Genomic DNA, 23,563 nt, shown 5'->3' on the forward strand with positions numbered 1-23,563 from the left:
ACCATGACCCATCCGATCGCATCCCGCCGCACCTTCCTGAAACTGTCCGCCGCGCTGGCCGGCACCGCGCTGCTGCCCGAAACGGGCGCGTTCGCGGCCGGTGGCGATGCCGTGCGCCGCACGGTGATCATCGATACCGACCCGGGGCAGGACGACGCCATCGCGATCCTGTTCGCACTCGGCGCGCAGGACCGGCTCGACGTGCGCGCGTTGACCGCCGTCGCGGGCAACGTGCCGCTCGACCTGACCGAACGCAATGCGCGGATCATCCGCGACTGGGCCGGCCGCACGAAGACGCTGCCGGTCTACGCGGGCTGCCCGCGGCCGCTCGTGCGCGAGCTCGTGACGGCCGCGAACGTGCACGGCAAGACGGGGCTCGAAGGCGTCGAGCTGCACGAGCCGCGCGCGCCGCTCGCTGCGGGCCACGCGGTGTCGTATCTCGTCGATACGCTGAGTCGCGCGGCGCCGAACAGCGTGACGCTGTGCGCGCTCGGGCCGCTGACGAACCTCGCGACCGCGCTGGTCGAAGCGCCGCAGATTCGCGGTGCGCTGCGCGAGATCGTGCTGATGGGCGGCGCGTTCTTCGAGCGCGGCAACATTACGCCGGCCGCCGAGTTCAACATCTACGTCGATCCGCAGGCGGCCGAAGTCGTGTTCGGCAGCGGCGTGCCGATCGTCGTGCTGCCGCGCGACGTCGCGGTGAAGGCGCCGATCACGCCGGCACGTGTCGCGCCGTTCCGCGCGCTCGGCAACCGCTGCGGCGCGATCGTCGCGGACATCATGGATGCCGAGCTTGCGTACAACAAGAAGCGGCGCGGCGTCGAAGACGCGCCGATGTACGACCCGACCGCGGTCGGCTACCTCGTCGACCCGACGCTGTTCGGCGGGCGCAAGGTGAACGTGATGGTCGAGACGACCGGGCAGTGGACGCTCGGCGAAACCGTCGTCGACTGGAACGGGCGCAGCGGCCGCGCGGCGAACGCGACGTGGATCAACGAGGTCGACGCGGACCGCTTCTACGCGACGCTCGTCGAGCGTATCGCGAAGCTGCCCTGAGCCTGGGCGGTCATGCGGCGAACGGCGAACGGTCAACGCAATCAGATGTGCTTCGCAATCCACTCGCGGCATGCGCGCACGTGCGGGCCGCGATCGTCGCCGGCGAGCGAGATCAGCGAGATCGCGCGCGTGACGCGCGGCTTGTCGACGCGCAGCGCGACGAGTTCGGGATCGTGCAGATGCATCGTGTAGAGGCTTGGCAGCACGGCGGTCGCGAGGCCGTTGCGCGCGAGCGCGTAGAGCGGCTCGGTGTATTCCATCCGGTACGTGACGTTCAGGCGCAGCTTCTCGGCGCCGCCGGTGCGATGCAGCGATTCGCTGACGCTGCCGCGCACGAACACCGCGAGCTCGCGATCGACGAGCTTCGCCCACGTGACGCTCTTCGCGCGGGCGAGCGGATCGTCGTGCCGCACGACGATCACGATCTCGTCCTCGAAGAGCTGCCGGTAGCGCAGCGTGCCGTCGTCGCTGTCCGGTTCGCGCACGCCGATGCCGAGATCCGCGACGCTGTCGCGCACGGCTTCGACGAGCGCGCTGTTCGGCAGGTCGGTGAGCGTGAAGCGCAGCGTCGGGTAGGCGTCGCGCAGTGCGTTGAGCGCGGGCAGCAGGCGGCCCGCGACCGACGGGATGAAGGCGATGCGCACGGTCTGGATGCGTTCGCCGATGAGCCGCGTCATGTCGTCGAACGTGCCGCGCGCCTGGTTGAGCAGGCGTTCGGCGAGCGGCAGCACGGCCTCGCCCGCGGTGGTGAGCGTGAGCCGGTGCGCGGAGCGCGCGAACAGGCGCCCGCCGAGCAGGAACTCGATCTGGCGGATCGACGCGGTGAGCGCGGGCTGCGTGAGCGACAGCGCCTGCGCGGCCTGCGTGAAGCTGCGTGCGTGGGCGAGCACGACGAAGTGCTGGACCTGCCGCAGCGTGAGCGCGGGCAGCAGCGACGAGCGGTCGGACGACATCGGGCAATAACGGTCGGAATGCGGTACGCGGCAGTATAAGACCGCGCTGCGTGAATCGACACAGGACAATATTCGGAATCACAGGAGAACCACCATGTCAGCGACTGACACGATCCCGGCGCGAGCGCCGGCCAACTGGCTCGAACGCCGCTTCGCGCTCGCCGCGCGCGGCACGAGCGTGCGCACCGAGACGATCGCGGGCGTCACGTCGTTTCTCGCGGCCGCGTACCTGCTCGTCGTGATCCCGTCGCTGCTCGCGACGGGCGGCATGGAGCGCGGCGCGGCGACGACCGCGACGATCATCGTGTTCGTGCTGTTCACCACGCTGATGGGGCTCTACGCGAACCTGCCGTTCCTGGTCGGCCCCGGCATCGGCGGCTCGGTGATCATCGGCGTGACGCTCGCGACGACGGAGCATGTCGGCTGGCAGACGGGCCTCGGCATCGCCTGCGTGTCGGGCATCCTGTTCTTCCTGCTGACGATCCTCGGCGCGCGCAGCGTCGTGATGAAGCTGATACCGGTGCAGATCAAGCTCGGGCTCGGCGCGTCGATCGGCCTGTTCGTCACGATGCTCGGGCTGCGCAATGCGGGGATGGTCGTCGCGAACGCGAAGACCAACGCGTTCGCGCTCGGCGATTTCTCGCGGCCGGGTGCGCTCGTCGCGCTGATCGGCCTCGCGATCGCGATCGTGTTGCAGGCACGCAAGGTACCCGGTGCGATCCTGATCGCGATCCTCGTCGCGGCAGCGGCCGGCGTGCCGCTCGGCGTTACGCATTTGCCCGCGTCGTTCGTGTCGCTGCCTCACAGCATCGCGCCGATCGCGTTCAAGCTCGACATCGGCAGCGCGCTGAGCCTTGCGGCCGCGCCGTACCTGTTCGCGTTCTTCGCGGCGGAATTCTTCTCGACGCTCGGCACCGCGCTCGCGGTCGGCGCGAAGGCGAACCTGCTCGACGAACAGGGCAACCTGCCGAACATCAACCGGCCGTTCCTCGTCGATTCGCTCGCCGCGACGATCGGGCCCGTGTTCGGCATTCCCGCGCTGACCGCGCTGATCGAATCGGCGGCAGGCGTCGAGGCCGGCGGCCGCAGCGGGCTGTCGTCGCTGGCCGCCGCCGTGCTGTTCGCCGCGATGCTGCTGTTCGTGCCGGTTGCGCTCGCGATCCCGAAAGAGGCGACCGCGCCGGCGCTGATCCTGATCGGGCTGTCGATGTTCGCGACGATCCGTCATACGCATTTCGACGACTTCACCGATGCGCTGCCCGTGATGTCGATGGTGCTGCTCACGCTGATGTCGAACAGCTTCGGCACCGGCATCGCGGGCGGGCTGCTGTGCTACGTGCTCGTCAAGCTGCTGGCCGGCCGCTGGCGCGACGTGTCGTGGGGGCTCGTCGTGCTCGCGCTGCCGCTCGGCTATTACTTCTGGACCGTCGTGAAGCCGCATTGAGAGACGGCATTCGCGATGCAATGGCACTACCGCAAAAGAGACTGAAATGAAGGGAACACCAGGCAACGTCCCGGCCGCGCGCACGGGCATCGACATCACGCCGGCCCATCGGGCCTTCTTCCACGCGCTGCCGAAGGTCGAGCTGCATTGCCACCTGCTCGGCGCGGTGCGGCACGACACGTTCGTCGCGCTCGCCGAGCGCAGCGGCGCGCCGATCGAGCGCGCGGAGATCGACGCGTTCTATGCGCGCGGCGAGAAGCCGGTCGGCGTGCTGCACGTGCTGCGCGCGCTCGACAAGTATCTGCTCACGCAGCCCGACGACCTGCGGCGGATCGCTTACGAGTATCTGGAGGATGCGGCCGCGCACAACGTTCGGCATGCGGAATTTTTCTGGAATCCGACGGGCACGGTGCGTGTGTCGGGCATCGCGTATGCGGACGCGCAGGCCGCGATCGTGACGGCGATCCGCGACGCCGCCCGCGACTTCGGGATCGGCGCGCGCCTGATCCCGAGCATCGACCGCGAGCAGGATCCCGACGAGGCGGTGGCGATCGTCGAATGGATGAAGGCGCATCGCGCGGATGAAGTGGCGGGGCTCGGGATCGACTATCGCGAGAACGACCGGCCGCCGGAACTGTTCTGGAAGGCTTACCGCAACGCGCGCGCGGCCGGTTTTCGCACGACCGCGCATGCGGGCGAGTTCGGGATGCCGTGGCGCAACGTCGAGACGGCCGTCGATCTGCTGCAGGTCGATCGTGTCGATCACGGTTATACGATCGTCGATAACCCCGAGCTGTGCGCACGCTACGCGGAACGCGGGATCGTCTTCACCGTCGTGCCGACGAACTCGTATTACCTGCGTACGTTGCCGCCGGAGCAGTGGGCGGAACTGCACCCGATGCGCAAGATGCCGGGCCTCGGGTTGAAGATCCATCCGAACACCGACGATCCGACGCTGCACAAGGTGAACCCGTCTGAGGCATGGGAGCTGATGTTCAGCCATTTCGGCTTTACCGTCGCCGAGCTGAAGCAGTTCATGCTGAACGGGATCGACGGCGCGTGGGCGGATGATGCGACGAAGGCCGCGTGGCGCGCGGCATGGGCGCCGGAGTTCGATGCGCTGGCCGCCACGCTCGCGGCGGGCTGAGCGCGACCGTGTTGGCTGCCGGCCGGTGCGTCAACCGGCCGGCGGTTCGTTCAGGTTCAGGTGGTAGCGCAGGTCGCCCGCAAAATCGAACAGCGTGTAGTCGCGAAATGAAAAACGCCACACGCCGTCGACGCGCTCGAATGCGTCGTGATAGCGGCCTGCCGCGACCGGTTGAAGCGGGAATCCCGAGACGGCCTGCAGCACCGTGTAGTACGAGCGCGCCGTCGCGCGATGCGCGGTTTCGTCGATCTCGATGATCGGATTCGTGACGACATGCTTCGTGCGCGGTGTGCCGCACGGGTAGCGTTTCACGCTCGCGCTGAACAGCGCGAGCAATTCATCCGCGCCGATCGTCGGCGCACCTTCTTTCGTCTTGATGCGAGCGTGCCGGAACAGCTCGGCGACGCCCGGCAGGTCGCCGCCATCGAGCAATTCCGCGTAGCGGTACAGCAGGTTTGCGATTTCGACAGCGCTTGCGGTCATGCGGCCTCCGGCATCGATGGACGATGACGGCGATGGTGCGCGGTGCGTGGCCGGGCCGCTTCGTCCAGGTGGACTAAGGCGGCGCATCGTTCAGGCACGATGCCGTGCACGCGTTGCGTCATCGCTGCGCACCGCGTTGCGCGACATGCCGCCTTGCGGGCTGGCATACATCGGTCGCGTTCGCTATATTGGCGTCCGGCGGCGCCCGGTCGTGTCGCTGCCGCCGTGCGCGTCCGCGCCGGCATTCCGACAACAATTCGAATCCTGAGAGGCCCGCCGTGCGCATTCCTGTTTTCTGTCTGATGATGTTCGTCTCGTTGTCCGCGCGAGCCGGCAGTGCCTGCGACGGGCTGCTCGGCGATTACGCGCCGGCCGCCGGCAAACCCGCGACGCTGCGCGTCGAGAAAGTGGGCGGCGAGATCGTGCTGCGCGGGCGCGACGCCGGCCGGTGGAGTGTCGAAACGGCACCGACGCACGAGGCCGAGCTGGAAACCGACGGCCCTGACAAGGCGCCGCCGGGCGCCTGTGTGCTCGACGTGCCGGGTGGGGAGCTGATCAAGATGCCGATCGGCGCGCCGTATCAGGTCACGTCGATCACGGGCAGCAACTTCACAACGAAACATTCGACCACGGGCGTCCTGCTGCGCATGGAGCAGGGCTTCCAGGTCGACGGTATCGAGCTGTATCCGGTCGCGCGCAGCGGCGATTCGCCGCCGGCCGCGGTGAAGGCGGTGCGGGGCCGCGAGGTCGCCAGCGCGGGGCCGTGCCCCGGCTACCATGCGCCCGACATGAGCCAGGCCGACTTCGATGGACTGTCGGACCGCGTGCACACTTACTTCGCCGGTCTCGACCCGGTGCAGCAGCGCGCGTTCGTGTGCGGGCAGACGCTCGACGAAATCGTCGGCGACGGGGTGTCGTCGAACGACGCGAAGACGGTCGATGCGATGTGGCGCTGGCTCGACGTGATGCTGCGTGCACACCAGGTGCCGCGCGACGAGCATGGCAGCGACGATCGCTGGCGCGTGGCCGGCCAGTTGCTGCGCCACAACCGTTCGGACGACGGTGCCAAGGCGTCGCCGGACCGCGCACGCCGGCAGGCGCTCGTGCTGGACCTGCTGGTGCCGAACCTGCCGCCGCCCGACACGTTGCGCGACGGCCGCGAGGAGCAGGCGAGCGACCTCGTCACCGAGCTCGTGAAGCTGCCGGAAGCGGACGCGCTTGCCGCGCTCGGCAAGCTGCACGCGAGCGGCGCACTGGGCTGGCAGATCCACGACAACAATCCGTACCATCTCGCCGACGCCGCGTTGTCCGACGCGTTGAATCCGCCCGTGTCGGCGGCGGTGTTCGCGCTGCTCGTGAAGGATACGAACCCGGTGGTGCTGCAGAGCGACACGCTGCTTCACGGCGAGGTGATCGAGCATCATGTCGAGGGCGTGCGACGGCTGTTGGGTGTCGGCGTGAAGCCGACGGCGAAGGTGTTGGCCGATGCGGGCGACGATCCGGAGATCCTGCGGCTGCTGAAGGCGGCAGCGGCGCGCTGATGGCGCCCGACCCGGCGTACCGCGACGCACGACGACACAACAACGAGGGCGACCCTTCCGATGGGCAATCGAGCATGGCTCTATCTCCAGTCCGGTGACGGCGACGACGCGCGAACGATCGAGTTCGCGGAATCCAGCAATCACTTTCCGCTGCTGTGGCGCGTGCTGCTCGCCGACGGTGGCGCGGGCGACGCGATTACGGATCAGCGCGTGTTCGGCGACGCCGGCACGCCGGATCTCGCCAGCGACGCACGCGCGGCGCATGCGCGAATCAGCCGGCTCGCGTCGTTCGTCGTCGCGCATCCGCTGCCCGGCGACGATCCGGCGCTCGCACGGCAGTTCGACGCGCTCGTGCGTCACCTCGGCGAGTCGATCGACGTGCTCGGTGATGCGCACGATGCGCCGCGGTTTTCGGCTAACCTCGACGAGCTGTCGTGGCTCGACGGCGGCGATCCGGCCGACTTCATCGAGCGGGAGCGTGCCAACTGCACGCGCCTGTGGTGGCAGGTCGCGAACTGCATGGACTTCCGCGACGTGCGCGGCGTGCGCGCTGCGCTGGAGATCGGCACGCCCGCCGCCTGGCCCGACTGGGCGTGGGGCTTCGGGTTCGGCGGCGTGTCGCATCACTATTTCGACCGGCAGGAGCCGCCGCGCGGCGTGACGTTCGCCGAGATGTTCGACGCCGGCGAAGTGCATGGAAACTGGCTCGACTACAACACGTTCAGCTTTCGCGCACGCAACGGCCTGTGGGGCGCGCGGCGTGAAACCGACGATGCGTGGGACGTGATCGTGCCGCCCGAGTGGACGAACCTGTGGCGCAGCGGCGCACACGACGACCGGCTGCTATGGGTGGCGCGCGACGGCAAGGTCGGCCTGCTGCTTGCCGATGAAGCCGGCGCGCGCGTCGTGCGTGAGCCGGCGTTCGACGCTGTGTGGGACTTCAGCGAGGACATCGCATGCGTGCGCGTCGGCGAGCGGTTCGGGCTCGTGCGCACGGACGGCACATGGGTGCTCGAACCGTCGCTCGACGATTTCGGCGAATTCTCCGACGGGCTCGCGTCGGCGAGCGTGGACGACCGCTGGGGCTTCGTCGACACGAACGGCGCGTGGGTGATTCCGCCGCGTTTCGACGACGTGCAGGAATTCGTGAACGGCACCGCCGTCGCGGTGTGCGAAGGCGAGCGCTGGGGGCTGGTCGGTCGCGACGGGCAATGGCTGGCGCGGCCCGAATGGGCGTCGCTCGAATGGTCGTTCGAGCACGGCGCGTTTCTCGCGCAGCGTGACGATCACGTCGGCCTCGTCGACCTGAAGGGCCGCGTGGTCGTCGAGCCGCGTTACGCGGAAATCGCCCGGCTGATCGACGGCGAACGGACCGAGACGGTGGCCGAACTCGGCGCGATCCGCCATATCGTGCGGCGCGACGACGGGCGCTGCGCGATCGTCGACGCGCTCGGCCGCGTGCTGACGCCGTTCGATTTCGTGAACATGGGCGCGCTGTCGTGGTTGCCCGACGATGGCACCGTGCCGCACGCGCTGCTCAGGCGTCATGCGATCGGCATCCTGCCGGACGAGCCGATACGGGTCGCGATCTGCGATCTGGATGCGGGCACAACGATCGCGTTGGGACGCTGTGACGACGTGTCCGGGCTGTACTGGGGCACTGGTCACGGCTGGCTGGCCGGGGTGGAGGACGAAGCGGGCGACGACGTGCGGGTGGCCGTGTTTCGCGCGGACGGCACCGAGTTGCACCCCGCGCGTTACACGCGCATCGGTGACGATGCGCTGTTCGACGGCAACGCGGCGCGTACGACACTGATGCCGTGGTTCGTGCGTCGCGTCGCGATCGCGCGGAACTGGAGTAGCGGCGAACCGGTCGCGGCGTTACGCGACGACGGTGCGCCCGTCTGGCTGTACGCGGACGGGCACGTGTCGACGTCGCGTCGATGACACGTGCGGCCGGCGTGATCCGCCGGCCGCACGCTCAGCGGAAAATTCTCAGCCAGTCGAACAGGCCGGGATGCGGACGCCGCTTCGGCGTCGGCGCCGGTGCGCTGCGCGGCCGGAAGTCGGGCGAGAACTGCTCATGCGGATCGATCGCGCGCGCACGCAGTGCGGCGTCGTAGAACGACCCGACGATCGGCAAGGCGCTGTGCGCGCCCGCCCCCCAGTAGTCGCTGCGCAGCGTCACGCTGCCGTCGTCGAAGCCGACCCATGCGCCGGCTACCAGTTGCGGATGCATCAGGATGAACCAGCCGTCCGTGTTGTCCTGCGTCGTGCCGGTCTTGCCCGCGACGTCGGCGCGGATCCCGTAGCGTGACCGGATGTCCGCGCCGGTCCCGTAATCGACGACACCGCGCATCACGTCGACCAGCGTCTGCGCGGCCGCCACCGGCAACGCGCGCTCGGGCGGCGCGCTGTTGAATGCGGCGAGCACCTTGCCGTCGCGATCCTCGATGCGCGTGATCATCTGCGGCGCGACGTACACGCCACGGTTCGCGATCGTCCCGTATGCGGACACCATTTCCTTCAGCGTGACGGGGCTCGTGCCGAGCGCGAGCGACGGTACCGCGTCGAGCGGGCTCTCGCGCACGCCCATCGCGCGGGCGAGCTGCGCGACCCTGGCCGCGCCTTCGCGCTGCATCACCTGCGCGGTGATGCGGTTGCGCGACAGCGCGAGCGCGTCGCGCAGCGTCATCGGCGCGTCGGTCGGCGGCTCGGCATCGGTCGGACGCCACACTGCGTGTGCGCCGATCGGGATCGCGACGGGGCGATCGACGAACGTATCGCCCGGGTGCATGCCGTCGGCAAAGGCGGCGCCATAGACGAACGGCTTGAACGTCGAGCCCGGCTGACGCCGCGCCTGCACGACGTGATCGAACGGCTCGCTGCCGAAATCGGGGCTGCCGACCCACGCGCGGATCGCGCCGTTGCGCGGATCGATCGCGACGAAGCCGGCCTGCACCTGCGTCTTGCGCTCGCACAGCGCGCGCATGAACGCCCGGTCGGCGCCGAGCTGCTTCAGCGCGGCGACATCGGTGAGACCGGTGTCGCGAGCTTGCCGATAGTCGGGCGTCTGGCGGATGAAGCCGCGGAACAGGTCGTTGCGCAGCCCGCAGCCGGACGGGCCGCGCCATGCGCTGTCGGCGACTGCCTGCAGGCGGTCGGTTTGCTGCGTCAGCGCTTGCGTCGCCATGTCCTGCAGTTGCGCATCGAGCGTCGTGCGCACGACGAGGCCGTCCGAGTAGAGGTCGTAGTTGTTGCGGTCGGCCCAGGCGATCAGCCACTTGCGCAACTGCACCGCGAAGTGCGGCGCCGGGCCCGGTTGCGCGGTCTGCGGTTCGAAGTCGACGCGCAGCGGCCGGCGCTGCAATTGCGCGAGCTGCCGCGGCGACAGCATGCCCATCGCCGCCATCCGGCCGAGCACGATGTTGCGTCGCTGGACCGCGCGCTCCGGATTCAGCACCGGGTTGTAGTAGCTGTTGCCCTTCAGCATCCCGACGAGCGTCGCGCTTTCGACGATGTCGAGCTGGTCGGCCGATTTGCCGAAATAGGTCCGTGCGGCCATCTCGACGCCGTACGCGTTGTACAGGAACGGCACGGTGTTCAGGTAAGTCTCGAGAATCTCGTCCTTGCTGTACACCGACTCGATCTTGAACGCGGTGATCAGTTCCTTCACCTTGCGTGTGAGCGTCAGCGAACGGCCGACTTCGTCCGGATACAGGTTGCGCGCGAGCTGCTGCGTGATCGTCGAGCCGCCCTGGCGGCTGCCCGAGAACGTATGCAGCCCGGCCGCGAGCGTGCGGCGCCAGTCGATGCCGTGATGCGAGTAGAAGCGGTGGTCCTCGGTCGCGATCAGCGCGTCGACCATGTGCGGCGAGATCTGCTTGAGCGGCACCCATTCGCGGTTGACGGGCCGGAACTCGGCGATGACCTGACCGTCGGCCGACAGCACGCGCGCGGGGCGGTCGATGCGCGCCTTGCGGATGTCGCCGATGCTCGGCGTGAACGGCACGAACGCGAGCAGCACCAGCAGGCCCAGCACCGGTATCGCGGCGAGCGTCAGCGCGACGCCGCGGCGCGTCGGATGACGCAGGCGGTGCAGCGCGCCGGCGCACAGCGTGCGGAGGCGCGCGCCGCAGGCGGCGGCGAACGGGGCGACGCGGGCGCGGCAACGGAGCCAGGCGTCTCGGAGAAGCGGCACGAAGCGGTTCAAGGCGGCAGGAGCGCGGATGGAAGAGGCGCGATCCTAGCAAACGACACACGTGCGACGCGGGCCAAAACGGCCGTTTGCTTGCAGGATTTACAGACGATTACGTTTGTTGCTTGCCGACAACCTTTTGCGGCGCGCGCGGCCGCGATTCCGCAGACGAAACCCCATCCGCGAGCCGCTGCGCGGCGGCCTCCATCAGTGCGCTGCTCCGCTGACCGGTGTCAGAAGCGCATGTGTAGACGCTGGCGTCGGTACGCTGCCGGTGCAGGCCGTCTACTTCACATGTTCCTGGTGGACAGGTGTACTCGTCGGCTTACGGTTCCGGTGTAAACGAGAACGGGCTGGTTTGGATGAACGCACGCCGGCAGCCCTCGCGATACTCGGGAGGCCGGACGCAAAGCGGTGGTCGGAGCCGATGTGAAATGGTCCCGATAGATCCGGACAAGCCATCGCGACGATTCAGGTTTTGAGTCGAGACAAATTGATGCAGGCAACGATGATCAGGATGCCGCCGGCGATTGATCCAATGTCCATTGATTCATGCCAGAAGATCCAGCCCCATGACGCATTGAACACGATGCCGATGTAGCGTGTTACAGCGACGACGGATGCTTTTTCGTGTGTAAATGCTTTTGTGAGAAACAATTGTCCGAACAGCGAAACGCCTCCGAGTGCCAGCAAGAGGCCGTATTCGCGCGGCGTATCCGGCCAGACAAAATCATTCCACATCAGCGGAACCGAAACGAGCGCCGCAATGGCAAGAAAGTAGAAAACAATCTCGTACGCGTGATGCCTGGTGCTGAGCTGGCGAATGGCGACGTGTGCGCCCCCCGCAAACACCGCGCTCAACAGTCCGAGCCCTGCATAGATCGAGTAGCTCGAGTATTGGTAGGGTTTGATGATCAGAAAGGCGCCGGCAAGGATGACCGGGAGCAGCAACCACACTTGTCTGGGAATATGCTCCTTCAGAAAGACGGCCGAGAGCAGGATGATGAAAACCGGGGAAAGGTGCGCGAGGATGCTCGCATCGGCGAGAGGAATATGCGCGATTGCATAGAAGTAACAGACGAGATAGAACGCGCCGAGCAACCCGCGCACGATCAGCATCGACAGGTCGCTGCGGGAAAATGACACGTTGCCGCGTCGCATCAACAGGTACACGAGTACCGCACCAATCGTGCCGCGAAAGAAACCGATTTCGGCCGGTGGCAGTGTCGCGCTGATTTCCTTTACCAGCGCATTCATGATGCTGAAGGTGAAGGAGGCCAGGACCGCTAGCAGGACTCCGCTTTTCCAAAGGTCGTTGACCATTGACGGTAGATCGTTGCCGCCTGTGCCTGTGTGGTCTCTTGAAGGATGGTCGGATGACAATTGCCCACTCCTTTATCGCTGATGAAGCGCTGTATGGCGGTTTCGTAGTTGGATAGCAGGTCGTGCGCGTGCGGCATCTGCAGGTTCGAGTTGCCGAAGCATTTCCGTTTCGTCGATACATACGCTCATGGGGCCAGTCCTCGGGGAATCTGCATTGCCTGTCGATTCGACAAGCACTCTCGGTCATGTCGACCTTGTTGGCCGATCTATATCGATAGTGGATACCTGACGCGTAGATAATGCGTGATCAGATACTTTGTTCCCAATGCAGTTTTGACTTGCAGGTAGTCGCCATTGATATGGGTGATGTCGATGAATCCACGCCAACTCGAAGCTTTCCGGGCTGTCATGACGACCGGCACGACAACCCGCGCATCGGATCTGATGCACACGTCGCAATCGGCGATCAGCCGGCTCGTCAGCCAATTGGAAGCGACGTTGCGCCTCAAGTTGTTCGACAGGGATGGCGCCCGGCTGCGCCCGACGCCGGAGGCCAAGGCGCTCCTGATCGAAGTCGATCGCATGTTCGCCGGGATGGATGTGATCCGGGAGCGGGCAACGAGCCTGCGGGAAGGGCGGAGCGGAATCCTGACGATTGCGAGTCTGCCCGCGCTGGGATACGGGCCGTTGCCTGCCTTGATCACGCAATTGCGCTGCGACATGCCGGATCTGCTTGTCCGCTACGAAATTTACTCGTCCCAGGAAGTACGCGAGCGTGTTTCGAGCGGGCAATGCGACGTAGGATTTGCCGCCGAATTGATCGATACGCATGGGTTGGTTGCCCGATCGATCGCAAGGCGGCGAGCAGTCCTTGCAGTGCCAGCGGATCATGTCCTTGCACAACAATCCAGGGTGTCGCTGTTCGATCTGGTGGACTACCCGTTCATTGCGCTTTCGTCGAGGGATACGTCACGCCGTCAACTCGATGCATTGCTGGCGAATCGGGGCGAGAAACTCAATGTCGTCATCGAGGTCGCCTACGCGCTGACCGTTGCATCCATGGTGTGTCATGGTGCAGGCATAGGGGTGGTCGATCCGCTTTCCGTCGAGATGTTCGACTGGCACGGAGTGAAGTTCGTCGAGGTCGACGAACCCATATGGTTCAACACCCTTGCAATTCACAACATGTCGACACCGCTTTCGGCACCTGCCAGCAAACTTCTGGCCTTGGCCGATGCGGCCTGGAATGGCGGCGGACATGAGCGCTGATCAAGGTTCCGCTGACGACACCACCGCCGCGAGCCGCTGCGCGGCCGCTTCCATCTGCGCGCGGCCGAACCCGCCGAAGCCCAGCACGAGCCCCGGGCGGGCCGTGCCCGGCGCGAACATCGGCGACACCGCGCGCACCGCGACGCCGGCTTGCGCGGCACGCTCGACCACGTCGAGATCGTCGATCCCTTCCGCGAGCCACAGCACGACGTGCATGCCCTGATCGCCCGGCTGTACCCACGCGCGTTCACGCGGCAGCCGCGCACCGAGCGTGTCGATCAGCAGCGCGCGCTGCTCCGCATACACGCCGCGCACGCGGCGGATGTGGCGGTCGAGATGGCCTTCCGCGATGAACGCGGCCAGCACGTGCTGGTCGGCGGTCGGCACGTGGCGATCCATCAGTACGCGCGCGCCGCAGAACGCGGGCACGAGATCGTCGGGTGCGATCACGTAGCCGAGCCGCAGCGACGGAAACAGGATCTTGCTGAACGTGCCGAGGTAGATCACACGATCGGGGGCGAGACCCTGCAGCGACGGGAACGGATAGCCTTCGTAGCGCAGCTCGCTGTCGTAATCGTCCTCGACCACCCACGCGTGGCGAGCACGCGCCCACGCGAGCAGCGCATTGCGCCGCGCCATGCTGAGCGGCATGCCGAGCGGATACTGGTGCGACGGCGTGACGAACGCGGCGCGCGCATCGGGCGCGAGGCGGATACCGGCGTCGACGTCGAGACCGTCGGCGTCGACCGGCACGCGCACCATTGCATCGTGTCGCCCGGTGCTCTCGAGCAGCGCGGTGATGCCACGATAGGCCGGGTTCTCGACCCAGGCCCGGTCGCCCGCGCCGAGCAGCAGCTGGCTCGCGAGATGCAGCCCCTGCTGCGTGCCGCTCGTGATCACGACCTGGCCGGCATCGCAGCGCACCGAGCGCGAGCGGCGCACGTAGTCGGCGATCGCTTCGCGCAGCGGCAGCGCGCCTTGCGGATCGGCATAGCCGGACGGTGCGCCGGCGCCGCGCGCGCGCAGGCGGTTGCCGAGCCGGCGCCAGATGTCGTCGGGCGCGGTAAGGCCGATCGGCACCGAGATCGCGAACGGCATCGCCGGCAGCGGCCGGAATTCGCGGGCGATTCGCGCGAAGGCGGCGGCCGGCTCGGGCAGGCCCGCATGTGCCGGGCGCTGGCGTGGCGCCGGCGGGGCGGGTTCGTTGCCGGGCGGCGGTTCGGCGAGCGCGTTTGCGACCCGCGTGCCCGCGCCGCCGCGCGATTCGAGAAAGCCTTCGGCGATGAGCTGCGCATACGCATCGACGACGGTGCCGCGTGCAACCTGCAGCGATGTTGCGAGCAGCCGCGTGGACGGCAGCGTGTCGCCCGGCAGCACGTCGCCGCGGCGCACGGCTTCGCGCAGCGCCTGCGCGAGCTGGCGGCTCAGGTCGCCGGCCGCGCGGTCGAGCGCGCCGAGCGACGGGATTTCGACGATCCGGGCCGTTCTTGCCATGATTCTGGTCTGCTGAAATTGTTCCAAACCGGCTCTACAGCATAAACCAGTTTGGGATCACAATCGCCGCATGACGGGCTCGCGCCTGCGCCATTTCCAACCCGTACGACCGTGGAGCCGACATGTACGTCCCCGCCGATTTCAACGAACCCGATCCCGACGTGCTGCGCGAGCTGATCGTGCAGCATCCGTTCGGCAGCCTGATCACGCATGGCAGGAACGGGCTCGACGCAAACCACATTCCGTTCGAACTGCTGCCCGCCGACGGCGGGCTCGGCGAGCTGCACGCGCATGTCTCGCGCGCGAATCCGGTCTGGCAGGAGGTCGCGAACGGCGACGAGGTGCTCGCGATCTTCCGCGCGGGCGACGCGTATATCTCGCCGACCTGGTATCCGAGCAAGCATGTTGCGCACCGGCAGGTGCCGACCTGGAACTACGTGGTCGTACATGCGCACGGCCGCATCACGGTGCGTGACGACGAGAAGTTCGTGCGCGGCGTGGTCGCCCGGCTGACGCGTACGCACGAGGCGTCGCAGCCGGTGCCGTGGAAGATGGGCGACGCGCCGAAGGACTACATCGACATGATGCTGGAGTCGATCGTCGGGCTGCAGATCGAGATCACGCGGCTCGTCGGCAAGCGCAAGCTCGGGCAGAACAAGGACGAAGCCGATATCCGCGGCGCCGGCGAAGCGTTGGTCGCGGACGGCAACCTCGCGATCGGGGAGGCGATGCTCGCGGCGGCCGACGCGAAACGCGGGTGACGCGCAAGCGACGCACAAGCGACGCACAAGCGACGTGCATGACGTGCATGACGCGCGGGGCGAGCGCGGGTGGGTGCCACCCCCGCTCGCCGCCCGTTACTGCGCGCGCGTCACCCCCTTCATGCCTTCTCCCGCCTGCGCGAGCGCGCCGCGAATCGCGGCCTCGGTCTTGTCGTACCCGCCCTCGCCATAGCGCGTATAAACGACCTTCCCGTTCGCATCGATCAGGTACAGCGCGGGCCAGTACTGGTTGCCGTACGCACGCCACGTGTCGTAGCGGTTGTCCTGCGCGACCGGGTACCGGATGCCGAAGCGCCTGATCGCATCGGCGACATTGCCCGCGTCGCGCTCGAACGGATACTCGGGCGTATGCACGCCGACCACCACGAGCCCCTGGTCGCGATACTTGCGGTCCCACTCCTTCACGTACGGAATCGTATGAATGCAGTTGATGCACGAATACGTCCAGAAATCGACGAGCACGACCTTGCCGCGCAACTGGCCGAGCGTCAGCGGCGCGCTGTTGTGCCAGCGGTCGATGCCCGTGAAATCGGGTGCCGCCGTTCCGGCCTGCGAGGCCGGCATGCTCGCGTCGTCGCGGGTGCCGGCGAACGCGGCTAGCCCGGCCGTGGCGGCAAGGGCGATGACGAGGGCGGCGGTCTTGAGTCGGGGCAGCATGGCGTTCTCCTGAGCGGGAGGCCGGCGCTCGATGGCGGCGGCCGGACGGGTTTCGACAGGCCCCATTAGGCGGCGCCGACGTATCTGCGATGTGTCCGGCAGGCCGCGCATGTGCAATGTTGTGTGTCGTCACGGCGGCGCGATACATTGGGATACAAACGCGTGCCTGCCGTGCGGTATAAAAGGGGACATCGCCTGCCTTGACACACCGACATCTCGATACCGAAACGACCCATGGACAAGATCGACCACGTGCTGATCGTCGACGACGATCGCGCGATCCGCGAACTGATCGCGGATTATCTGGAGAAGAACGGCATGCGCGTGTCGCTGGCCGCGAACGGCCGCGAGATGCGCAACGTGCTGGACGACGGCGCGCCCGACCTGATCGTGCTCGACCTGATGATGCCGGGCGAGGACGGCCTCACGCTGTGCCGCGACCTGCGGGCGGGCAAGTTCCGGACGGTGCCCGTGCTGATGCTGACCGCACGCGGCGAGGAAACCGACCGCATCATCGGCCTCGAGATGGGCGCCGACGACTACCTGGCCAAGCCGTTCGCGGTGCGCGAGTTGCTCGCGCGGATCCGCTCGGTGCTGCGCCGCGCGCGCATGCTGCCGCCCGGCATGCAGGTGACGGAAACGGCCGCGATGCTCGCGTTCGGCGAATGGCGTCTCGACACGACCGGGCGCCACCTGCTCGATACCGAAGGCACGCTGGTCGCGCTGAGCGGCGCCGAATACCGGCTACTGCGCGTGTTCCTCGACAACCCGCAGCGCGTGCTGACGCGCGACCAGTTGCTCAACCTCACGCAGGGGCGGCAGTCCGACCCGTTCGACCGGTCGATCGACCTGCTCGTGAGCCGGCTGCGCCAGCGCCTGCGCGACGGCGCGCGCGAACCGCGCTACATCAAGACGCTGCGCAACGAGGGTTATGTGTTCTCGTCGGCCGTGACCGCCGTCGACGGTACGCCATGAGCGCGCGCACGTCGTGGCACTGGCCGCGCTCGCTGTTCGCGCGGCTCGCGCTGATCCTGTGCGTGGGCCTCGCGCTCGCGCAGACGCTGTCGTTCTGGCTCACCGTCACCGAGCGCGACCAGGCGACCACCAACCTGATGATGGGCTACATCGAGCGCGAGGTCGCGAGCTCGGTCGCGTTGCTTGACCACCTGCCGCCGGCCGAGCGGGCCGCGTGGCTGCCGCGCCTCGCGCGGCGCAGCTATGCGTTCATCCTCGGGCCCGGCGAGACCGGTACGCCGCCGGAAGCGCGGCTGTCGGCGCGCGTCGAGCGGTCGATTTCCGACGGCATCGGCGGCGACTACCCGCTGACCGCGAACGCGATTCCCGGCGACCGCGAACATCTGCAGGTGCATCTGCGCCTGACCGACGGGTCGCCGCTGACGATCGACATCCATCCGATGTCGACGGTGCCGCTGTCGGGCTGGCTGCCGGTCGTGCTTGTGCTGCAGCTCGCGGTGTTGGCCGCGTGCTGCTGGCTCGCGGTGCGGCTCGCGACGCGGCCGCTCAAGCAGCTCGCGCAGGCCGCCGACGCGCTCGGCCCCGACCTGAAGGGCGAGCGGCTGAACGAGGGCGGGCCGTCGGAAGTCGCGCGCGCCGCCCGGGCGTTCAACGCGATGCAGGATCGCATCGCGCAGTACATGGCCGAGCGCATGCAGATCCTCGCGTCGATCTCGCACGACCTGCAGACGCCGATCACACGGATGCGCTTGCGCGTCGACGTGATGGACGACGATACGCAGGGTGCGAAGCTGCGCCAGGACCTGATCGAGATGGAGCATCTGGTGAAGGAGGGCGTCGCGTACGCGCGGACGCTGCACGGCACCGAGGAGGCCGCGCGCCGCATCGATCTCGACGCGCTGCTCGACAGCATCGTGTGCGACTACACGGATGCGGGGCAGGACGTCGCGCTGCACGCCCGCGCGCCGCTCGCGCTCGTCACGCGGCCGAAGGCACTGCGCCGCATCGTCGGCAACCTCGTCGACAACGCGCTGAAGTTCGCGGGGGCGGCCGAGATCGACGTGCACGCCGCGCCGGACGGCGGCGCGGTGATCGCCGTGCTCGACCGCGGGCCCGGCATTCCGGACGATCAGCTCGACGCGGTGTTCGAGCCGTTCCGGCGCGTGGAGACGTCGCGCAACCGGGAGACGGGCGGCACGGGGCTCGGCCTGGCGATCGCACGGCAACTCGCGCTCGCGATGGGCGGCACGCTTACGCTGAACAACCGGACGGACGGTGGCGGGCTGGAGGCGCGGCTCACGCTGCGCAATGCGGGGTGACGGGGAGCGGTGCGCGAGCCGCGTAGTGTCAGGTTCGTGCCGGAGTCGGAGCCGAAGTCGAAGTCGAAGTCGAAGTCGAAGTCGAAGTCGAAGTCGAAGTCGAAGCCTAAGCCGACGTCGAAACCGAAGCTGACGTTGAAGCGCGCGACATCACACGCGCTGCAGATGCGCATCGACGAGCGGTGCGAGCGTCTGCGCATGCACGGCCGCGAGATCGTGCCGGCCGCCCGCCACGACATGCAGCTGCGCGTCGGGCAACCGTTCGAGCAGGCGCCGGCCGGCCGCGACGGGGCTGATCGGATCGTCGTCGCCCCACAGCAGCAGCGTCGGCTGCGCGATGCGGTCGATATCCCGCGACAGGTCGGCACGGAACGTCAGGAACCAGTCGGGAAGCTGCGGGTTGGCTTGCGCGAAACCGGTGCGCCAGTCCTGCGCGCCGAGCCCTTCCATGTCGAGTCCGCCGGACGTGACCGTCAGCACGAGGTGCGTGATCAGGCCGGGCTTGTCGAGCGCCGCGCGCATCGCGATCACGCCGCCCATCGATTGCGCGATCACGGCGGTCGGCCGGTCGATCGTTTCCAGGACATGACGCACGAGGCTGTCGAAATCGTCGACGGCCGGATTGCGTGGCGTGTCGCCGAAGCCTGGATAGCCGACGATCCGGCGCTCGGCCGGATGCGTCAGGCGCCCGGCGAGCGGTTGCCAGAAGGCGGTGCTGCCCGATGCGCCGGGCAGGAACAGCAGTTGCGACGGAACGGGCATGGCGCTCGGTTTCCTTTCGAAAGAAGCGAAGCGGGGTGATCGGGCAGCGCGGGCATCAGCACCGGCCGGTGCGCAGCGCGACGGTCCAGTCGTCGCGTCCGCGCGTTGCCGCGGTGGCCGCGGCCGTGTGCCAGTCGTATTCGACCGCATGGAATTCGACGTTCCAGCCGGCCGCCGTACGCGACACCATCGCGTAGCGCGCATGCGGCGAACCCGTCTCGATGCGGTGCGGATGCGGCAGGTCGTCCGCGTACGCCTGCAGCCCGACGCTACCCGGGTTGACGATCAGCCGGCCGTCGTCGAGCTTGGCCGTACGCGGGATGTGCGTGTGGCCGCACAGGATCAGCGACGCCGGTTCGTCGCCCGCGCGCCGCGCGATTTCATCGGGCGTCGCCGCGCGACAGCCGTCGGGCGTGACCGTTTCGAGGAAATAGACGAGGTCGCTGCCGGGTGTGCCGTGCACCATCAACACGTCGCCGTCGAGCGTCGCGCGTTCGGGCAGCGCGGCGATCCAGTCGAGATGCTCGGCGCGCAGCGTGTCGTGCGCCCAGCGATCCGACAGCCGCATCGATTCGCGATCGCCGGTGAGCAGTTGCCGTTCGTGATTGCCCTTGATGGTCGGCAGGTCGAGCGCGATCAGGCGGTCGGCCGTTTCGGGCGGATGGAGCGCGCCCGACAGGATGTCGCCGAGATTGACGATCACGTCGGCACCGCGGCGGCGGACGTCGTCGAGCACCGCGTCGAGCGCGGCGAGGTTGCCGTGGATGTCGGACAGCGCGGCGATTTTCATGGCGGATCGTCGGGGAAGGGAACGGCGATTGTCGCCAATTCGGCGCAGGCCGTCCAATGGCGCGCGCATGCGACGCCGTGAGCCGTTTGGCGTGAAGCCGCGGGTGGCGCGTCAGTCGGTGGCGAGGCGCGCGTACATCGCGAAATCGCCCGGCGTGCCGCGCACCATCTTGTACGCGCGCAACAGCCCTTCGTAGCGATAGCCGCACTTCTGCAGCACGCGCGCGGAGCCCGCGTTGCTGGTCAGCACGACGCCCTGCATGCGTATGAAGCCGCCGTCGGCGAATGCCCACGCGGTGACGGCCGTGCACAGCGCGCTCGCGATTCCACGCCCCCAGTGCGACGGCGCGAGATCGTATGCGATCTCCGCCGAGCGGTTCACGGTGGATACGGTATGCAGGCCGATCGTCCCGGCGAGCGCGCCCGATGCGTCGTCGATCACGGCGAGTCGCCGGACCGAATCCGGGTCCGTCGATTCGATGGTGTCGAACAGCGGCAGCAGATCGGCGGGCGAGCGCAGGTTCCAGCTCGTGTGGCGGAACACGTCGGGGTTCGACAGGTACGCGTACCACGCGTCGAGGTCGGCACGTTCGATCTGGCGGAGCGACAGGCCAGGAAAGCCGGAGCGGGGCGGCGCAGCGATTTTCATCGGCGTCCGCTCCTACGAAGCATGACGTCGGTACAGCGCCAGCGATCCGGCGAGCGCGAGCAGCATCGCGCCGCACGTGCGTTCGAGCCACAGCGCGCCCGCGCGCTTCAGCAGCCGCACCGCGCGTGCGCCGAGCAGCGCGTAGCCGAACATCACCGCGCCGTCGAGCATCGCGAACGTGACCGCGAGCGCGACGTATTGCGGCGCGAGCGGCGCGGACGGGTCGAGGAACTGCGGCAGGAAGGCGGAGAAGAACAGATAGCCCTTCGGGTTCGTCACCGCCGTGAGGAAACTCTTCGCGAAGATCGACGCGTTGCGCCCGGATGCCGCGCCGGCGTGCGCGGCGGAGACGTCGAGCGAGCCCTTCGACATCAGCAGCCGGATGCCGACATACGCGAGGTACGCGGCGCCGAGCCACTTCACCACCGAGAACCAGAACGCCGACGCCATCAGCAGCGCGCCGAGGCCGAGCGCGACCGCGACGATCAGCACGAAATCGGACAGCATCGCGCCTACGAAGCCGTAGGCCGCGCGGCGCACGCCGTAGCGCGAGCCGTTGGTCAGCGCGAGCAGCACGGTCGGGCCGGGTGTCGCGATGCCGACGAAGGCGACGGCGGCGAAGATCAGCAGGGTCGTTTCATGCATGCAGGCACTCCCGATGGATGGACGGCGCGGGTTCGATTATCGGCTGCGCCCTCACGGGCTGTACAGGGACGGCGGGTTGCGCACACGGCCGCCCGTTCGACTATCTCGATTTTGGCAAGAAACTGTTTTCATTATTCCGCTATCGATTGAAACCGGTTCCATTTAGCATGGAGGCCGCAGCGGGCATGCCCGCCGCGTCGTCGCGCGCGGACGCCGCCGGCCTCGCACCGCCGGCGGATCTCGCCGCCCGCGCGCTACTCGCAACTGACAGCCAGAACAACGGGTTCACCGCCCGGAGACACGACAATCATGAACAAGCAACTGATCGCAGCCCCGCTGCTGCTCTCGTTCGCGGGCATCGCCGCCGCGCAAAGCTCCGTCACGCTGTACGGCATCGTCGATGCGGGCGTGACCTATCGCAGCAACGAACGGGTCGGCTCCGCGGGCGCGTACACCGGCCATTCGAGCGTCGGGCTCACGACCGGCAACCTGTCCGGCAGCCGCTGGGGCATCAAGGGTTCCGAGGATCTCGGCGGCGGGATGCGCGCGCTGTTCGTCCTCGAGAACGGCTTCGACATCACGAACGGCACGTCGGGCCAGGGCGGCCGCCAGTTCGGCCGCCAGGCGTTCGTCGGCCTCGGCAGCGACCGCTACGGCACGGTCACGCTCGGCCGCCAGTACACGTCGCTCGACGACTTCGTGAGCCCGGTCGGCCCGTCGTCGTACATCGGCGGTTTCGGCGCCCACCCGGGCGACATCGACGACCTCGACCAGACGGCGCGCGTCGACAGCTCGATCAAGTACACGAGCGCCAACTACTCGGGTTTCACGTTCGGCGCGCTGTACGGCTTCGGCAGCCAGCCGGGCAGCATGAAGCAGCGCAACACGTGGAGCGTCGGCGCGGCGTACGCGGCGGGCCCGCTGCGCGTCGGTGTCGGCTACGAGCGTTCGGACAACAGCAAGACGGGCGCGACCGACCCGACGGCGGGCAAGTGGCAGAGCACCGACGACGGGCTGTTCAACTCGTCGATCAACGAAGGCTATGCGAGCGCACAGTCGCAGCAGATCATCGCGACCGGCGCGACCTACGACTTCGGCCCGGCCGTCGTCGGGGTGAACTACAGCAACGTGCAGTACCGCAGCGGCGGCCAGTCGCTGTTCACGGGCCACGCGACGTTCAACGTCGCGGGCGTGTTCACGCGCTGGAACGTGCGCCCGCAGACGCAACTCTTCGCGGGCTACAGCTACACGCGCGGCAGCGATGTCGATGGCGTGGACGACCGCGCGCAGTATCACAACGTCACGCTCGGCGCCGTCTACGACCTGTCGAAGCGCACCAGCGTGTACCTGCTCGGCGCGTACCAGCATGCATCGGGCATGACGCTCGACGCGCTCGGCCGGCCGGTGGCCGCGACCGCGTCGGTATCCGACAAGGCGAACGGCCACTCGTCCGATTCGCGGTCGCAGGCCATCGTCAGCCTCGGCCTGCGCCAGAAGTTCTGACGCGCAGCGATCGTTGCGGCCGCAACGTTGCCCGCAGCTGATGCAGGCGACGTTGCACGCATGCTCCTATCCTATACTGTCACCTCCCTTCTTCGAGGAGACGACATGACCCGAACGCATTCCGCGAGTTGCCTTTGCGGAACCGTCACCGTGACGCTGCGTGGCGAGCCGGCGGCGCGCGCGAACTGCCATTGCGCGACCTGCCGCGATTTCTACGGCACGCCGGTGCTGTCCGCGACCGCGTGGCCGCCGGAGCAGGTTGCCGTCGAAGGCGGCCATGCGACGTTCCCGCATCCGGCGAAGTCGATGTCGCGCACGTATTGCGCGTCCTGCGGCGAGATCGTGTTCGGCACCAACCGGCTCGGCATGCGCGTCGTACCGAACAGCCTGGCGGCGCGTGCGCACGGCGGGCAACTGCCCGGCGACCTGCAGCCGACGATGCACCTGTTCTACCGGCACCGCGTGATCGACGTCGTGGACGCGCTGCCGAAATTCCTCGACGGCTGGGACGGCCCGACGCTCGACGACGCGAACTGAACGATCGCGGCCGCGTGCCGGCACGGCTGGCGCGCGG

At 67.9% G+C, this 23,563-nt stretch carries 21 protein-coding genes; 11 read left to right on the forward strand and 10 right to left on the reverse strand.

Going from position 1 to position 23,563, the window contains the following annotated elements; genetic code table 11:
• The first annotated feature begins 3 nt into the window (after positions 1 to 3).
• On the forward strand, positions 4 to 1,056 hold the full coding sequence (locus tag ACPTTF_RS19060) for a nucleoside hydrolase (RefSeq protein WP_423367754.1): 1,053 nt from the start codon (positions 4 to 6) through the stop codon (positions 1,054 to 1,056).
• 41 nt (positions 1,057 to 1,097) lie between these two features.
• On the opposite strand, the gene ACPTTF_RS19065 is transcribed toward ACPTTF_RS19060, so the two are convergent.
• The gene (locus ACPTTF_RS19065) at positions 1,098 to 2,009 is read right to left on the reverse strand and encodes a LysR family transcriptional regulator (RefSeq protein ID WP_423367755.1); all 912 of its coding nucleotides are present in this window, start codon (positions 2,007 to 2,009) and stop codon (positions 1,098 to 1,100) included.
• 94 nt (positions 2,010 to 2,103) lie between these two features.
• Between ACPTTF_RS19065 and ACPTTF_RS19070 the strand changes: the two genes are divergently transcribed.
• Together ACPTTF_RS19070 and add are read left to right on the forward strand one after the other, a co-directional pair.
• The gene (locus tag ACPTTF_RS19070; protein WP_423367756.1) at positions 2,104 to 3,453 is read left to right on the forward strand and encodes an NCS2 family permease; all 1,350 of its coding nucleotides are present in this window, start codon (positions 2,104 to 2,106) and stop codon (positions 3,451 to 3,453) included.
• A 46-nt stretch (positions 3,454 to 3,499) separates the two neighbouring features.
• On the forward strand, positions 3,500 to 4,600 hold the full coding sequence (add, locus tag ACPTTF_RS19075) for an adenosine deaminase (protein ID WP_166965969.1): 1,101 nt from the start codon (positions 3,500 to 3,502) through the stop codon (positions 4,598 to 4,600).
• Positions 4,601 to 4,630: 30 nt separating this feature from the next.
• On the opposite strand, the gene ACPTTF_RS19080 is transcribed toward add, so the two are convergent.
• The gene (locus ACPTTF_RS19080) at positions 4,631 to 5,083 is read right to left on the reverse strand and encodes a nuclear transport factor 2 family protein (RefSeq protein ID WP_423367757.1); all 453 of its coding nucleotides are present in this window, start codon (positions 5,081 to 5,083) and stop codon (positions 4,631 to 4,633) included.
• 278 nt (positions 5,084 to 5,361) lie between these two features.
• Here ACPTTF_RS19080 and ACPTTF_RS19085 point away from each other — a divergent pair, with 278 nt between their 5' ends.
• Positions 5,362 to 6,624, forward strand: coding sequence for a hypothetical protein (locus ACPTTF_RS19085; protein ID WP_423367758.1), 1,263 nt, complete (start codon positions 5,362 to 5,364; stop codon positions 6,622 to 6,624).
• Between the two features lie 60 nt (positions 6,625 to 6,684).
• Positions 6,685 to 8,571, forward strand: coding sequence for a WG repeat-containing protein (locus tag ACPTTF_RS19090; RefSeq protein WP_423367759.1), 1,887 nt, complete (start codon positions 6,685 to 6,687; stop codon positions 8,569 to 8,571).
• Between the two features lie 34 nt (positions 8,572 to 8,605).
• Here ACPTTF_RS19090 and ACPTTF_RS19095 read toward each other — a convergent pair whose 3' ends face one another.
• Entirely contained in the window at positions 8,606 to 10,837 is a 2,232-nt protein-coding gene (locus tag ACPTTF_RS19095; protein WP_423367760.1) for a penicillin-binding protein 1A, read from the reverse strand.
• Between the two features lie 456 nt (positions 10,838 to 11,293).
• On the reverse strand, positions 11,294 to 12,145 hold the full coding sequence (locus ACPTTF_RS19100; protein WP_423367761.1) for a DMT family transporter: 852 nt from the start codon (positions 12,143 to 12,145) through the stop codon (positions 11,294 to 11,296).
• 372 nt (positions 12,146 to 12,517) lie between these two features.
• Here ACPTTF_RS19100 and ACPTTF_RS19105 point away from each other — a divergent pair, with 372 nt between their 5' ends.
• Positions 12,518 to 13,414: a LysR family transcriptional regulator gene (locus tag ACPTTF_RS19105; protein WP_166965959.1), complete on the forward strand. Its 897-nt coding sequence runs from the start codon at positions 12,518 to 12,520 to the stop codon at positions 13,412 to 13,414.
• On the opposite strand, the gene ACPTTF_RS19110 is transcribed toward ACPTTF_RS19105, so the two are convergent.
• A complete protein-coding gene (locus ACPTTF_RS19110) occupies positions 13,415 to 14,908 on the reverse strand; it encodes a PLP-dependent aminotransferase family protein (protein ID WP_423367762.1) in 1,494 nt (497 codons plus the stop codon).
• 122 nt (positions 14,909 to 15,030) lie between these two features.
• Between ACPTTF_RS19110 and ACPTTF_RS19115 the strand changes: the two genes are divergently transcribed.
• On the forward strand, positions 15,031 to 15,669 hold the full coding sequence (locus ACPTTF_RS19115; protein ID WP_423367763.1) for an FMN-binding negative transcriptional regulator: 639 nt from the start codon (positions 15,031 to 15,033) through the stop codon (positions 15,667 to 15,669).
• Between the two features lie 96 nt (positions 15,670 to 15,765).
• Here the strand turns inward: ACPTTF_RS19115 and ACPTTF_RS19120 are convergent, their stop codons facing one another.
• The gene (locus ACPTTF_RS19120; protein ID WP_423367764.1) at positions 15,766 to 16,347 is read right to left on the reverse strand and encodes a thioredoxin family protein; all 582 of its coding nucleotides are present in this window, start codon (positions 16,345 to 16,347) and stop codon (positions 15,766 to 15,768) included.
• 234 nt (positions 16,348 to 16,581) lie between these two features.
• On the opposite strand from ACPTTF_RS19120, the gene ACPTTF_RS19125 reads away from it, so the two are divergent.
• On the forward strand, positions 16,582 to 17,322 hold the full coding sequence (locus tag ACPTTF_RS19125; protein ID WP_166965951.1) for a response regulator: 741 nt from the start codon (positions 16,582 to 16,584) through the stop codon (positions 17,320 to 17,322).
• A complete protein-coding gene (locus ACPTTF_RS19130; protein WP_423367765.1) occupies positions 17,319 to 18,641 on the forward strand; it encodes an ATP-binding protein in 1,323 nt (440 codons plus the stop codon). The genes ACPTTF_RS19125 and ACPTTF_RS19130 overlap by 4 nt, the downstream gene beginning before the upstream one ends.
• A gap of 150 nt (positions 18,642 to 18,791) precedes the next feature.
• Here the strand turns inward: ACPTTF_RS19130 and ACPTTF_RS19135 are convergent, their stop codons facing one another.
• The 4 genes from ACPTTF_RS19135 to ACPTTF_RS19150 all read right to left on the reverse strand — a co-directional run bounded on the left by ACPTTF_RS19135 (position 18,792) and on the right by ACPTTF_RS19150 (position 21,486).
• Positions 18,792 to 19,403, reverse strand: coding sequence for an alpha/beta fold hydrolase (locus ACPTTF_RS19135; RefSeq protein WP_423367766.1), 612 nt, complete (start codon positions 19,401 to 19,403; stop codon positions 18,792 to 18,794).
• Positions 19,404 to 19,458: 55 nt separating this feature from the next.
• Positions 19,459 to 20,193 carry a metallophosphoesterase family protein gene (locus ACPTTF_RS19140; protein ID WP_423367767.1) on the reverse strand — a complete coding sequence of 245 codons (735 nt, stop codon included), beginning with the start codon at positions 20,191 to 20,193 and terminating at the stop codon, positions 19,459 to 19,461.
• A 111-nt stretch (positions 20,194 to 20,304) separates the two neighbouring features.
• A complete protein-coding gene (locus ACPTTF_RS19145) occupies positions 20,305 to 20,841 on the reverse strand; it encodes a GNAT family N-acetyltransferase (RefSeq protein WP_423367768.1) in 537 nt (178 codons plus the stop codon).
• 12 nt (positions 20,842 to 20,853) lie between these two features.
• Positions 20,854 to 21,486 carry a LysE family translocator gene (locus tag ACPTTF_RS19150; protein ID WP_423367769.1) on the reverse strand — a complete coding sequence of 211 codons (633 nt, stop codon included), beginning with the start codon at positions 21,484 to 21,486 and terminating at the stop codon, positions 20,854 to 20,856.
• Between the two features lie 309 nt (positions 21,487 to 21,795).
• Between ACPTTF_RS19150 and ACPTTF_RS19155 the strand changes: the two genes are divergently transcribed.
• Entirely contained in the window at positions 21,796 to 22,989 is a 1,194-nt protein-coding gene (locus ACPTTF_RS19155; protein ID WP_423367770.1) for a porin, read from the forward strand.
• Positions 22,990 to 23,094: 105 nt separating this feature from the next.
• The gene (locus ACPTTF_RS19160; protein ID WP_166965938.1) at positions 23,095 to 23,526 is read left to right on the forward strand and encodes a GFA family protein; all 432 of its coding nucleotides are present in this window, start codon (positions 23,095 to 23,097) and stop codon (positions 23,524 to 23,526) included.
• Positions 23,527 to 23,563 lie beyond the last annotated feature (37 nt).

The organism is Burkholderia crassaminum, from assembly GCF_964265005.1.
Classification (GTDB): domain Bacteria; phylum Pseudomonadota; class Gammaproteobacteria; order Burkholderiales; family Burkholderiaceae; genus Burkholderia.